We start from the raw sequence: 13380 nt of genomic DNA, 5'->3' as shown, positions 1-13380 counted from the left end.
TATTTTTCTGAAAAACACTGACAGAGCTATTTTTCGCAAGTGTAAAATTTAGTGTGATCGTTCAAATTTTATATAAACAGATATCAATTTTGCTATATAGCGCCACACAAGCAGAGAAACCAGTTGCATAGAGGTTGATTGTTAGTACACTCATCGGCAAGTTTTAAAGTTGAAACGAAAAAAATACTCATGAGATTCTCATATAAGTTTGCCTTACTATCTACCATCTATATGCTGGTTTCTTGTAACTCAGAAAGTCATCTTGATTTATCATCTTTTGATATAGACAGCTCTGCAAAAAAAACAGATGTAATTTACGGCTTTATTATTACAAATGATCATAACCCCTTGGATGTGCCAGAAACATTTCTTAAAATTCAATCATTGTCTGCTAAGTTGATCAATCAGCACTGGTTAGAGAACCCTAACTTTATGATTCAAGTAACTGATTTAAAAGTGCTTCTTAAATCAACTAACATCGTTGAAGCCAATACCTATATAACCGCTTTAGAAATAGCACAAAACCGCTACCTGAAAAATATGATCGCCGTTCGATCACAAGCTCGTTTAATGCAACGAGATTTCGATAACACTTTAAATAATTATGACCAAACTATTCAGGCCCTGACTCATGAGCTTACACTACTTGAAACACCCGAAAAAACGTATCGAAACAATATTGATAATTTAGTTCATGATATAAAGTATGCCACAGATAAATACAGTAAATTAAGCAATGAATTCAACAAATCATTAACTAAAATTATCAATGAAGACATAGAAGACACTTCCGATTTATATGATTTGAAATTTAGTTTTGTAGAAGGTCCTCATACTTTGTGCAGTCGCTATAAAGGTATGAATGAACTACTTAACAAAGTATTAGAAAATTGTGTTTATATCAATAAAGAAGAAATACTATCCGGATTTAATAAAGAAGATCGTACCGACGTCTCAAACATCATTAATAACTATGCACCTCAACTTTGGCATCAAATGACATCATTAAATGGTTTCTTTGATACAAGTAATAACGTCCAATACTTTGAAGATAGTTTACGCCAACGCCTTTCAACAGTACGAAAAGATCTACGAGATAAACAAAACATTCAAAACCGTGATATTGCTATGCTTGTTGAGAATTATCAAACGCAAATCTCTTTGCTAGAAAATCAGCGCCAAAATATTCTCGATAATCCATTACTGACACATGATCAAAAAATCGATATAAATCAAACTAGTTTTGTTCAAAACTTCCAAAGATTACAAACGGATATGAAGAACCCAATTAAACCGTTTGCACAAAAGTTCCATGATCCTAACTTATCAAATACCTTTATTCAGGCTTATGTTAAAAAAACAATTCAATGTTACCCTTCTGAATTAATGTTCACTGTTTCTCATACTGGCGCTTTTAGTCTACCTTTTAGCTATAAAACTCAAGAGCTGCTGTTTGATTTTCATCACAATCAACAGTATCTCGCTTTTCAAGGCATACTCACAACATCGTTCCCTGTAGTAATTAAAGCAGGCGATTCAAATGTAATATTGCGCCGTGGAAAATCACTGACAGAAAAGCTAGATGGTAGGTTACGTGAACAGTGGAGTAAAGTTTAGCGAGTCCTAGCGTTCATACCCCAACATTTCTGATGCCGCAATCCACTCCGATGCAATCGATGACGATATCGGTTCGAGGGTATGAATAATAGTCGTGTTGTAACCACCGGTACAGGTTGTTTGGTTCTGCTCTATTGTTGCACTGAATAGAGCTCGCTGGCTCTGCCTATCAGTACACCAACTCCCCTTCATATCGCCACCTTTGAGTTCGCATACTTCATTGATGAGTAATTGATAATCATCAACAGAACCTTTTTCTTCGTCTAAACACCAGAAGCGCTCATAGGCAATATAACCATCACGTGGATGATAAACTTTACCGGGTATTGCAGCAGTAAAGTCTAAGATACCGCCACGGGTCGCTTTTACATATTCCTCTGAAATGGTTGATATATCAACATTTCGTTTTGCTATAGGTTTTGAATACAAGTCGCTAATACACGCAGTTGTCATTATGCTCGACAGCACTATCAATAAATGCGAACCGTTCATAATACCTCTCTTCACTGTATCGATAACAACAACACTATCAAATCAATATGTTGGTATTAAAACCAAACATAATGCATCCAATAATTAATTGTTATAAGCATAGATTCAAAGCACGATGTTAGCTAAATATAAGGGGAATAGGTTTAGATAAAACTTACCAATATGCAGAGATATTCTAAATATATTTTTGATTTTAATGATATTTAGTTGTTAATAATAAAAAACAGTCACAAAATCACTATAGGGTAATATCTAAATATCCATACATAAACAGGAGTGTTTGTCCTTTATTTTATTTAGACTAAGCTAATTAGTGCTGACGATAACAATTATAATTTTAAAATCTTAAAAATAAGACATTCAAATTTACGCTCAATAGCTTTAATAAGATCAAGTTCACTGCATTACTATTAATGAGCATAGATGGTAAATAAAACACTGATTGCTGATACTAAAGATGTTTTTGAGGCTTTTCTCGATAACGGTTTACACAGGGAGTATGCCATCTACTGTCAATTCCCGCACTATAGTCAAAAGCTTTACGATTTTGAGCTGAACGAAGCTAAATACATTGAATTTAACGATGGGTATCGATGTGGAAACCAATAGCCCAACGCTTTATACTCAAGATTCTCGTTTCAGCGAGAATCCTGCATCTTGAGGTGGCTTAGGTATATAGGTATAAGATATGTGAGTTAGATAATTTATAGGTAGCTGAGTAATGCACCAAATTCATCAAGTTTTACTCTATTTAGAGTGAAACATGTTCTAGGTGGTTTAGGTTCAGCAATAACGAAACCAGCTTCCCGTAAAATGCGTAAATGCTCTGAAACCGTCGACTGAGCTAAGCCAAGTTCACCAACTAGGTCACTATTAAGGCAACCTTGCTGACGAGCTAATATACGCAAAATTCTAACTCGTGCCGGGTGAGATATCGCTTTAGCAGCCGTTGCAATCGCTTGTTCTTTTGCTTCATCAATGACGATGTCATTTAAAACAGTGATACAGCCTGCATCTTCACAGGTCAATTCTTCTTGCTTTGATGCCTGCTTTTCTTTATTCATCAGAGTACTTCATCTACAAATCGTCGATTAACGATAATATGTATTAACTTAATATGAGTCAATGATAAAAAGGAATCAGACTGACCTTGAACTTCAACGTTAAAATCAAAAAGCATGGCTATACTGTAATCAGACACCTTAAGGATCATTCTATGCCACGCTTTATTAAGATGTTCATTGGTATCCCATTTTTTAGCTTACTTCTTGTAGGATGTAGCTCTGATGTCTCAACCGATTTTAAAGAAAATGTAAATTACAGCCAATTTCATACTTACGAATTTGCAGAAAATACGAATAAAACAGCAACAAGCCTAGATGCAGCACGTGTTAAAGATGCTTTAAATTACCAATTAACAAATAAAGGGCTAGAATTGGGCGCAGATAAAAAAACAGATCTAACGGTTAAATATTATATACAAGCAGAATCAGAGTTACAGTCTTACGGGACGAGTGTTGGTTTTGGTTACGGTGCTAGCAACGTCGGTGTAGGGTTCAGATCACCAACACGATATAAAGAAACTAGATATGGTAAATTAATTGTAGAATTAATCCAAAACACATCAAATCAGGTTATATGGCGTTCAACTTCTCAACGTAAATTGACGGATGAAATGACACCTCAGTCACGAATAACTTTTATTGATGAGCAGATTAGTGAAATGTTTAAAACGTACCCGCCACAGTAACCTTCAGTTTACGTTACTCCACTGCTAACCACTGGCAATATTCGTTGTTTAAACATTACAATTGATATTTGTTAATAAGGCTATCCGCTTACTCCGTATATTCACCATCGGCCACATATGTGATACCCCTCCCAATAATAACTGGTCTGATGTGCGTTAATACGCCTATGGATTTATATGCAAAGGGAGCAGTGCAACATGTTATTTAATAGGTTTTGTCCTTCGTGTAAAGCAAGTGTTAATCTAAAACAATTACATAGAACATTTGTAGAAAGATATATGACAAGAAAGCTTTGGGAGAAATATGAGTGCTGTAATTGCGGCGCTGAGGTATTTGCACATTGCAATAAAGCGCAAGACTTAGAACTTATTACTGCAGGTAAACAAGTTTCGACTGAATAAAATGAATATACTGCTTTTGATAGAATAAGTAACTATCCAATTAATTAGAAGTAGAGAGTTAATGATGGCAGCAGAAATTACTCCCACAGATCGACAAATACTTATCAAAGATATTTTAGAAGAGTGTGATCATCGCTTAAAGGATGCAGGTTTTGAAATAGCTGACCTTTTACCTGAAGGGAAAAGATTGCTTTTCAGCTCTGTATATAAACAGTTAATCAATGAGCACAAGTAAAGCTAAGGATATACTCTTCGCTTTTCAATAACATTTAACCGTTCAAGGTTATTTATGCATAAGTGCGGAAGAATAATTAGATTTTTAAAGACATAAAAAAACCCAGTAACTTAACTGGGCTATCTATTATTTCAAAGAGTCAGCTTATGCTTCGCGACGCTTAGCAACATCACGGGCTAATTGACGCAGTACTGTTTCTGTATCTGCCCAGCCAATACATGCATCGGTAATACTTTGACCATAGGTTGGCTCTGTGCCTTCTACGATATCTTGACGCCCCTCAACAAGGTGGCTTTCAACCATAACACCAAAGATATCTTTGTTACCGCTAGCAACTTGCTGACCGACATCTTCAGAAACAATAATCTGACGTTCAAACTTCTTCGAACTATTAGCATGACTGAAATCAATCATCACTTTCTTACGCTGACCAGCATTACCCAGCTGTGATGTCACCGCATTAACGTGTTCTGAGCTGTAATTAGGCTCTTTACCGCCACGAAGAATGATATGACAGTCTTCATTACCCAAAGTAGAAACAATGGCTGAATGACCATACTTAGTCACTGATAAAAAGTGGTGAGGTGCACTTGCAGATCCGATAGCATCGGTCGCGATCTTAATATTGCCATCTGTGCCGTTTTTAAACCCAACAGGGCAAGATAGACCTGAAGATAGCTCACGGTGAACCTGTGATTCTGTAGTACGCGCACCAATTGCGCCCCAGCTGATCAAATCACCCATGTATTGTGGGGTAATCATATCAAGGAACTCACCCGCTGTTGGTAAGCCCATATCGGTCAAATCAAGTAGCAACTTACGGCCAATACGTAAACCATCATTTAACTTAAAGCTATTGTCCATATACGGGTCGTTAATTAACCCTTTCCAACCTACTGTGGTGCGTGGTTTTTCAAAGTAAACACGCATTACGATTTCAAGGTCACCTTTTAATTCTTCACGTAATACTTTCAGCTTTTTACCGTATTCGATAGCAGCTTCAGTATCATGAATTGAACAAGGCCCTACAACAACCAACAAACGATCATCTTCATCGTTCAGAATGTTGTGAATCGATTTACGTGACTGATATACAGTTTCAGCCGCCAGTTCGGTGGCTGGAAATCTTTCCAATACAGCAACTGGTGGTAAAAGTTCTTTGATCTCGCTAATGCGTACGTCATCTGTTTTTTGCATTGTTTCTCATCTTCCCGCGTTACAACACTATGATAAGTATCGGTCAATACCCATAGTGTTTTCATACTCCAATAAACATTAAACTAACTTATCGCCTTCACTCCGCATGTGCAAACGCTATTTGAAATAAAATTACACATTTTTTTTGTATTAAGACCGAATTAGACCAAATCTGCTTACAAAACCTCATAATACTGCTAACAAGCAGTTCGAATATCAACCAAAGATCTCAATCATAAAATGTAAGCAAACCCTTGCGACGCCTTCTTGAAGCTCCATTAAATCGATTTTTAAAGCAATGGAAGAATACATTCCAATATTTAGCTCGAAATCATAGTGGCTTATATTTTTTCCTGTTTATTCAGTATTTACGATCGATTTCTTTGAAAAAAACGTCTTAAAGCAATAACATGGTGTCAACATTCAACATTATTGAGATCTCCCTTGTTAACTGAAGAGTCTGAAACCTTAAGAGATGATCCCATTATTTCTTTTTTACACGTTGATAAGTGGTATGGCGATTTTCACGCCTTGAAAGACATAAACTTAACGATTAACCGTGGTGAACGTTTAGTCATTTGTGGCCCATCTGGCTCTGGTAAATCAACACTCATTCGCTGTATAAATGGTCTGGAGAAATATAATTCAGGTCAATTGAATGTTGCAGATCAATCTCTTGATGGTAAACATTTAAAAGCTATTCGTGGCAAAGTCGGTATGGTTTTTCAACACTTTAATCTTTTCCCGCATATGACCGTGCTAGAAAACTTAATGCTCGCTCCACGTCGAACATTAAAAATGTCGAAAATTGAAGCAGAAAAGTTAGCTCGTGATTATCTAGAACGAGTACATATCAGTCACCAAGCTGATAAATACCCAGCACAACTGTCTGGTGGGCAACAGCAACGTGTCGCGATTGCCCGTTCGTTATGCATGAAACCCGACATTCTGCTGTTTGACGAGCCCACCTCTGCGCTTGACCCCGAAATGATAAGGGAAGTGTTAGATGTTATGAAAGAGCTTGTTAATGAAGGGATTACTATGGTATGTGTGACTCATGAAATGGGGTTTGCACGTCAAGTAGCTGATCGTGTGGTATTCATGGATGAAGGCGAAATAGTTGAAATTGCGCCACCAGCAACTTTATTTGATAACCCCAAACAACAACGAACCAAGCAGTTCTTAGAACAGATACTAAGTTACTAACTCGTTAGCCGATTCTCTATACTAGATATTATTTATTTGATGTTAAATAAGACGTTCTCTACAGCAACACCCTCAGTAAGCTATAGGATTCTAAAGCCTGTACTCTCTGGTTTATTACAAATAGCATTAGTGACACTTGGTTTAATATGGCTATTAAACGCTGGCGCTGAAGCGATGAACTATCGCTGGCAGTGGTATCGCATTCCACAATATCTCTGGTTTATCGAAGATGGCGAATGGTTTCCTGCTGAATTGCTCGAAGGCTTATTCGTTACCTTAAAGATATCAACTGTTAGTCTTATTTTTACCTTGATCATTGGGCTGGTAACGGCACTATTACGCTTATCTGGCTCAATAGTAGGACGAGGTTTAGCACGAGGTTATATTGAACTGATCCGCAATACACCATTGCTCGTACAAATTTACCTCTTGTACTTTGTCTTTGGTCCTGTATTGGGACTAGAGCGATTTACCACAGCAGTTTTAGCCCTTTCGCTATTTCAAGGTGCTTATACTGCCGAAATTTTTCGGGCTGGCTTAAATAACATTCCCAAAGGACAATTTGAAGCTTGTAGTAGTTTAGGATTATCAGCAATAGACGGGTATCGTTTCGTTATATTGCCGCAGATGATCCGTCGAATATTGCCACCACTCACAAATGAAACAGTCTCTTTAGTAAAAAACTCCTCAATTGTCAGCATCATGGCTATCTTTGATTTAACAACGGAAGGTCGTAATATTGTTGCTGATACCGCAATGCCATTTGAAGTTTGGTTTACCGTTGCTGGCATTTATTTATGCGTTACTTTAATGCTATCAGGGTTTGCGGCTTGGTTAGAACATAAAATGAACGTACCAACACAATAAGAATATATCCGAGCACACGATGTAGCATCGTATTTAAAGGAGAAAGGAAGCATGAAAAAATTACTCGCCGCTTGTCTTGCGGTAATAACATTAATGATGGGCACAAACGCTCTTGCTGCAGAAAAAAGTACACTCATTGATATAAAGGAGCGCGGTACATTACGTGTGGGGCTTTCAACATTCGTTCCTTGGGCCATGCGTGATAAACAAGGTGAACTTGTCGGTTTTGAAGTTGATGTTGCTCGCCGCCTTGCTAAAGATGCAGGCTTAAAAGTTGAGTTCATCCCTACTGCATGGGATGGTATTATTCCAGCCCTACTTGCAGGTAAGTTTGATGTGATCATCGGGGGCTTATCAATTACACCACAACGCAATATGAGCGTTTTGTTTACTGCACCTTATGCACACTCAGGTGTACAGCTAGCGGCAAATAAAGAAAAGTCTGCAGACAAGTTAACGATTGCCGATTATAACAAGCGCAGTGTTACCCTTTCTGTTCGCCGCGGTGCTTTCACAGTCGAAACAGCAAAAAAATACTTCCCAAAAGCTAAGCTTCGTCAGTTTGATGATGATGCACAAGCATTCCAAGAAGTACTTAATGGCAACGCACACGCTGTTCTTGCATCATCACCTAAGCCTGAGCAAATGGCGATTCAGTATAATGAAAAGCTCTTTATTCCATTAACCGACCGTTTAAGCCGTGGTTCTGAAGCATTTGCCATTCGTCATGGTGAATTTGATCTACTTAATTTCTTCAACAACTGGATTTTACTTCGTACCGAAGATGGCTGGTTAAAAGAGCGTCACGATTACTGGTTCACAACACTTGATTGGCAAAACCAGATATCTGAGGGACAATAACTTTGTCGCAAAGCAACATTAAAAATACATTAAAAAAAAGCACGTCGGAGAGTAATTCCCCGGCGCTGCTGCCTTTCATTTTAAGAATTAAACTCAATAAACTTGATTGGATTTTACTTGCTACTATTAGCGTATTTATTGGTTGGATTTACATTCAATCTTCTGCTGGCATTCATTACCAGTGGCGCTGGCATAAAGCCATAGAACTGATATTCTCGGCAGGCAAACCAGGTGAGCTTCCCTACTTCTTTCAAGGATTTGTGACCACTATTCGCCTAAGTTTATGGGGAATGATCTTTGCGGGTTTACTCGGTTTATTTCTAGGCCTTGCTCGTCGTTCGTCATTAATGATTTTACGTCTACCTGCACAAGCTTATATTCAACTTGTTCGGAATATTCCACCGCTTGTTTTTGTTTTTATTTTTTACTTTTTCATTTCAAGTCAGTTGGTTCCTGCTATTGGGCTTGCTGATACACTGCGCCACCATGCGGGCGATATTAATGGCTTACAGCACTTCTTATTTGGTTCGTCAAAATTATGGGAGAACCTATTTTCAGGCGTACTCTGTGTTGGCTTGATTTCTGCCGCTTACATTGCTGAAATTATACGTTCAGGGCTTGATGCGATAGCGAAAGGACAGTGGGAGGCTGCCGACTCTTTAGGGCTTTCACGTTGGAGCCGCTTTCGTGATGTGATATTTCCACAAGCTTTTGCGGGCATAGTGCCACCGTTAGCGGGTCAGTTTATCTCGTTGGTGAAAGACTCTTCGATCATCTCACTCATCTCTATTCAAGAAATGACCTTTGTTGGTAGTGAAATGGCTAATTCATCGGGGCTGATCTTCGAGATTTGGCTACTAGTGGGGGTTGGATACCTGGTGTTATGTTTGGGGCTATCACTATTATTTAGTCGTTTAGAAAAACGCAGTCAACGACATCTAGCCAGGTAAAGTACGAGAATACTTCACCGTTGACCCCAAGAAAAAGACAACGGCTCGCAATGTGAGCCGTTGAATTAACTAACAACCAGATAGTCGAGCAAATCTCCCCCACTATCTAGCGATTTCCTTAATGATCGACAACTCCACATTTTGATTGGGTTTTCCCGTCAGTTTTAACGTATAACTGCCCCATTCATGCGTATTAAAGTGGGTGATCCATTTATCTTGACCAAAACAGTGTTGGTTTTCAATCAATGAACCCGTTACATCGCCACCCGGAATTTCAAGCTTAATATCTTTGTTGTGAAACATAATTAGCTTTTCATTCCATTTAGTAATAGCAAGTTGTAAGTAGCCTTCCCCCTGCTGGTTTAATGTTAATTGATAACCTAAAGTCTTTTCGACAGTGATCTCTTGCTGTGCCGCTTCATCTTCCGTAGAGGCAAGATAATCCAATTTAATCAATTCCTGATTGCACGCTAAAACATATTCTTGCTTGAAGTAGGCGTTTCGACTATCTAGTACTGAGATACGTTTATCTGCCGTTTCTTGTGCAGATACAGTAAACACCATCATACTTAATGCCAGTATCCATACTATTAATGATAAATTGATTTTCATTGCTCTATACCTTCATTAGACAGTGCCATCGACGCGTTTGGTTTTTTATAAAAAAATGGGGGCAAACATCCCTTTGCATCAGGTTTATTTTTCAATGGGATAAGAGAACAAAATGGCGATTGATGACCACTCGAAAAAGCCGTCTCTGGTACTGCCAATGCCGATAAAAAAGAAAGTAACTGTTGCTTTTGCTCTGCAGTCATCGAAAAGCCCTGGATTCTTTGATCTTTGTTTGGGTGCAGGCGACCATCACCAGTATTAGGACCAAACGTAGTCTGTCTACCACCAGCAGAATAAGTATCAATCACCGTTCCTAGATGCCTAAAACTACCATCATGCCCCCAAGGACCAGTGTTAGTTACATTAATTAATGACGGTATACGGAACTTGCCATTATCACTTTTATTACCTGTAAATTTTTCCAGTCCAGTTTCTTTTCTTGGATAAGAGTATTCCTCTTCGCTGATAGGTAACCCGTATAGACCAGTATTCGCAAAAGGTTCTCCCCCTGTAGGTTGATTTAGCAATTCGCCACCATGACATTGGCTGCACTTTAAGCGCTCACTGTTAAATAGGCGCATTCCCTTTTTTTGTTGTGCATCTAATGCTTGAAGATCTCCATCACGGTAGCGTTGGTAAGCGGTATCAGTCGATTGTATTGTATTCACATATGCACTGAGAGCAGTAAGCACTCGACCAGTCGTCACCTTTTCATTTCCAAAAGATTGTTCGAATAATGGTCCATATATTTCTTTGCTTTTATTTAGCCTTTCAAGCAATAGTGTCTCTGTCATTCCCATTTCTTTAGGCTGCTGAGAAAATAAAGGCAGCATGATCGTTTCCTCTAGATCATTAAGCCCAATACTTCTCTGCATATATAACGGGTATTTTCCAACATTCAATAATGATGGTGTATTTAAGGTGCTCACTCGGTCATTAATATCAATAGTTCGACTAAAAGTATTCGTCCAGCCATGATCTGACGAATGACATAGGCCACAGCTTCGGTTACCAAATTTAGACAACCTTACATCATTAAATAAATAGCGCCCTAACTCGACTTGGCTGGTTAATTGCTCGGCATAGGCTGGCGTACTTATATAAAATACGATAATTGACAGCGATACTAATCGCCTGTTTTTTACTATTTTCATATTTAGTATATTTACTCAGAATAAATAAAAACAGCACAGATCGAAATCTGCACCGCCCTTACTCATCATATATGGTTTATTTGATGCTCACGCTACAGGTACCATCCGAAGCAACAATAACTTCAATATTTCCTGTCAGCGGTAACGAACCACAATTAACATAACTAACACCATTATTGATCGCGGCACCAAATGTTGTGCTTTCGCCCTCTTCAACTTCCCAACCTGGAATATTGAAGATACCGCCATCTGGCTGAACAGTTAATTGTGAACCAGGTTGAACCCACTCACCCCAGATACCAGACTGTAGAGCACTCATTAAAGGTTGGCTGTGGTTATTAACCCAAGTTACTTGCGTGTCAGTTGGCTCAGGAACATCTTCGTTTTGAACCACAAAAGTAAAGATGTTTTCTTCACGGTTATCATATTCATCGGTTACTGTTACTTTCACGCTATAGCTCGCAGCTTCCGTAAGAGTAAAGGCCTTAGCTGGTTGTTCACCAACTGTACCACTAACCATTTGCGGAGCACCTGACTTTTGAGTGATCTCGGTTAGTAGTGCTTCATAAGTATACTGGCCATCATCTCCTTCATCTATTTGAAGATTAATAGGTAAAACTAACTGACCACCACTCATCACGTATTCATCTTCAAGACCATCCCATGAAAACTGGAAATCATCCTGTTCGGGATTAATAACTTCAACTAAATGAGAAAGACCTTCTTCTTTAAAGTAGATATAGTTGTGATCTGCATAATCCGAAAGAATAACTTCGTCATCACTATTTTTTACACCTACTTTCATGTATTCAGTAGCAGAAGGGTTATTATTAATCTCTTTGGCTAAATCTAACTTCCAAACGGATGCCGATGTATTGTGATTATCAATATCAACAGAAGGTGTATATTTTTCAGTACCTTCCATCATGATGCGTACTTTAACCGTATCACCGACATTTAAATCACCTTTATCATCGGCAAATTTTTCTTCATGCACCCATTCACTACCAGGACCAGGATCCCCCCCATCAACATACACATTCATACAGCTATAAAATGCTTCATTACTGTCCCACTCATCTTGTGGCGGTGATCCTAGCACTTCATGATCTGGCTGATTTGGGTTTGTACGTTGCCAAATATTATAAACAATACGTTTACCTGTTTTATCCTCTGGCCATTGTACTTTATATTTTTGATCGCCCCGTTCAAGTAATTGACCTTTATAATCAATTGTATCAATGCGCTCTAAATCCCCCCAAGTCAGGGTTTGTGTGTCTGGATCAAAACCATTCCTGGTTACAAATACATCCATGTACCATGTTTTATGCTCAGCTGTAACATAGTATGAAAATTCAACTTCACCATTTTCATCCGGTGCAATTGTAGTTGTATATCGGTCTGAACTAGGAACATCTAATACACTATATTCGCCACCCTTTGAGGCGGAACATAGCTGATTATCAAAAACCACAGCTTGATGATTATTCGCAGCACTTCCCTGGTTAATACCATTTTTATTTACTGAAGCCGTTTCAGAACAAAGCTCATCCGATGTTGTTTGTCCTGTTGAACAGGCCTGAGCGTAATCTGGTGGAGAAGTCATATATCCATGTGCATGTACTGTAGTAGAGCTTAATACAGCTGCAGCAGCGGATAATGACAACAGTAAAGGAGCATAAGATGATTTTTTAAAGGTACTCATTATATTCACTAGCCTTTTTTCAGATGTAATGGAACATATAAATCAAATAAAAGCATGACTAACTCGCAATTAATTGACCATACAAATGAATTATTATTAATTTAAGGTTATGACCATAATAACTTCAGAACTATAATTATTCGGCGCATACCAAATGCCATGATTTATTAAAACACTTAGTTACCTAATAAATAATTACGAAGAATTATTGCCACGCTATTATATTTATTAAACGAGCAAAAAATCGCAATCTAGTTGGAAGTTATATTGGTACAACATCACAATATTTAACTTTCATAACAATGAAAATGCAAATTAAAGAAGCATTAATT

Annotated in this window: 13 protein-coding genes; 7 read left to right on the top strand and 6 right to left on the bottom strand. The window is 38.1% G+C overall.

The features are described from left to right. The first annotated feature begins 138 nt into the window (after positions 1–138). Complete coding sequence (locus C9J48_RS09525) at positions 139–1617, top strand: hypothetical protein (protein ID WP_107281104.1); 1479 nt, start codon at positions 139–141, stop codon at positions 1615–1617. A gap of 6 nt (positions 1618–1623) precedes the next feature. On the opposite strand, the gene C9J48_RS09520 is transcribed toward C9J48_RS09525, so the two are convergent. Then, complete coding sequence (locus tag C9J48_RS09520) at positions 1624–2109, bottom strand: hypothetical protein (protein ID WP_006230064.1); 486 nt, start codon at positions 2107–2109, stop codon at positions 1624–1626. Between the two features lie 704 nt (positions 2110–2813). After that, positions 2814–3173, bottom strand: coding sequence for an ArsR/SmtB family transcription factor (locus C9J48_RS09510; RefSeq protein ID WP_006230066.1), 360 nt, complete (start codon positions 3171–3173; stop codon positions 2814–2816). 152 nt (positions 3174–3325) lie between these two features. Here C9J48_RS09510 and C9J48_RS09505 point away from each other — a divergent pair, with 152 nt between their 5' ends. Further along, a complete protein-coding gene (locus C9J48_RS09505; protein ID WP_006230068.1) occupies positions 3326–3859 on the top strand; it encodes a DUF4136 domain-containing protein in 534 nt (177 codons plus the stop codon). A gap of 463 nt (positions 3860–4322) precedes the next feature. Next, the gene (locus tag C9J48_RS27875; RefSeq protein ID WP_006230070.1) at positions 4323–4496 is read left to right on the top strand and encodes a hypothetical protein; all 174 of its coding nucleotides are present in this window, start codon (positions 4323–4325) and stop codon (positions 4494–4496) included. A 144-nt stretch (positions 4497–4640) separates the two neighbouring features. On the opposite strand, the gene aroG is transcribed toward C9J48_RS27875, so the two are convergent. Next, positions 4641–5693 carry a 3-deoxy-7-phosphoheptulonate synthase AroG gene (gene aroG, locus C9J48_RS09495; RefSeq protein WP_006230071.1) on the bottom strand — a complete coding sequence of 351 codons (1053 nt, stop codon included), beginning with the start codon at positions 5691–5693 and terminating at the stop codon, positions 4641–4643. A gap of 444 nt (positions 5694–6137) precedes the next feature. Between aroG and C9J48_RS09490 the strand changes: the two genes are divergently transcribed. From C9J48_RS09490 to C9J48_RS09475, 4 genes are read left to right on the top strand one after another with little or no spacing between them, the layout of a single operon-like run. Beyond that, positions 6138–6899, top strand: a complete 762-nt coding sequence (locus tag C9J48_RS09490) for an amino acid ABC transporter ATP-binding protein (protein ID WP_006230072.1) — start codon at positions 6138–6140, stop codon at positions 6897–6899. A 39-nt stretch (positions 6900–6938) separates the two neighbouring features. Next, positions 6939–7766, top strand: a complete 828-nt coding sequence (locus C9J48_RS09485) for an amino acid ABC transporter permease (protein WP_006230073.1) — start codon at positions 6939–6941, stop codon at positions 7764–7766. Positions 7767–7817: 51 nt separating this feature from the next. Then, positions 7818–8627 carry a transporter substrate-binding domain-containing protein gene (locus C9J48_RS09480; protein WP_006230074.1) on the top strand — a complete coding sequence of 270 codons (810 nt, stop codon included), beginning with the start codon at positions 7818–7820 and terminating at the stop codon, positions 8625–8627. 2 nt (positions 8628–8629) lie between these two features. Beyond that, positions 8630–9577 (top strand): amino acid ABC transporter permease, encoded by a 948-nt coding sequence (locus tag C9J48_RS09475; protein WP_006230075.1) that lies wholly within the window; start codon positions 8630–8632, stop codon positions 9575–9577. Between the two features lie 102 nt (positions 9578–9679). Here the strand turns inward: C9J48_RS09475 and C9J48_RS09470 are convergent, their stop codons facing one another. The 3 genes from C9J48_RS09470 to C9J48_RS09460 all read right to left on the bottom strand — a co-directional run bounded on the left by C9J48_RS09470 (position 9680) and on the right by C9J48_RS09460 (position 13048). Next, a complete protein-coding gene (locus tag C9J48_RS09470) occupies positions 9680–10189 on the bottom strand; it encodes a hypothetical protein (RefSeq protein ID WP_006230076.1) in 510 nt (169 codons plus the stop codon). Continuing rightward, positions 10186–11343, bottom strand: coding sequence for a cytochrome-c peroxidase (locus C9J48_RS09465; RefSeq protein ID WP_006230077.1), 1158 nt, complete (start codon positions 11341–11343; stop codon positions 10186–10188). Before C9J48_RS09465 ends, C9J48_RS09470 begins: the two co-directional genes overlap by 4 nt. A gap of 76 nt (positions 11344–11419) precedes the next feature. Further along, positions 11420–13048: a lytic polysaccharide monooxygenase gene (locus tag C9J48_RS09460; RefSeq protein ID WP_006230078.1), complete on the bottom strand. Its 1629-nt coding sequence runs from the start codon at positions 13046–13048 to the stop codon at positions 11420–11422. Between the last annotated feature and the right edge of the window lie 332 nt (positions 13049–13380).

Origin of the sequence: Photobacterium profundum (genome assembly GCF_003026285.1) — a bacterium.
In the GTDB taxonomy this organism is placed as follows: Bacteria; Pseudomonadota; Gammaproteobacteria; order Enterobacterales; family Vibrionaceae; genus Photobacterium; species Photobacterium profundum.
This window is presented reverse-complemented; position numbering and strand designations above follow the sequence as displayed.

Coding starts and splice junctions, on each gene's coding strand:
- C9J48_RS09460 (WP_006230078.1), bottom strand. CDS start 13,048: ATGAGTACCTTTAAAAAATCATCTTATGCTCCTTTACTGTTGTCATTA.
- C9J48_RS27875 (WP_006230070.1), top strand. CDS start 4,323: ATGATGGCAGCAGAAATTACTCCCACAGATCGACAAATACTTATCAAA.
- C9J48_RS09470 (WP_006230076.1), bottom strand. CDS start 10,189: ATGAAAATCAATTTATCATTAATAGTATGGATACTGGCATTAAGTATG.
- C9J48_RS09465 (WP_006230077.1), bottom strand. CDS start 11,343: ATGAAAATAGTAAAAAACAGGCGATTAGTATCGCTGTCAATTATCGTA.
- C9J48_RS09510 (WP_006230066.1), bottom strand. CDS start 3,173: ATGAATAAAGAAAAGCAGGCATCAAAGCAAGAAGAATTGACCTGTGAA.
- C9J48_RS09520 (WP_006230064.1), bottom strand. CDS start 2,109: ATGAACGGTTCGCATTTATTGATAGTGCTGTCGAGCATAATGACAACT.
- C9J48_RS09485 (WP_006230073.1), top strand. CDS start 6,939: ATGTTAAATAAGACGTTCTCTACAGCAACACCCTCAGTAAGCTATAGG.
- C9J48_RS09480 (WP_006230074.1), top strand. CDS start 7,818: ATGAAAAAATTACTCGCCGCTTGTCTTGCGGTAATAACATTAATGATG.
- C9J48_RS09505 (WP_006230068.1), top strand. CDS start 3,326: ATGCCACGCTTTATTAAGATGTTCATTGGTATCCCATTTTTTAGCTTA.
- aroG (WP_006230071.1), bottom strand. CDS start 5,693: ATGCAAAAAACAGATGACGTACGCATTAGCGAGATCAAAGAACTTTTA.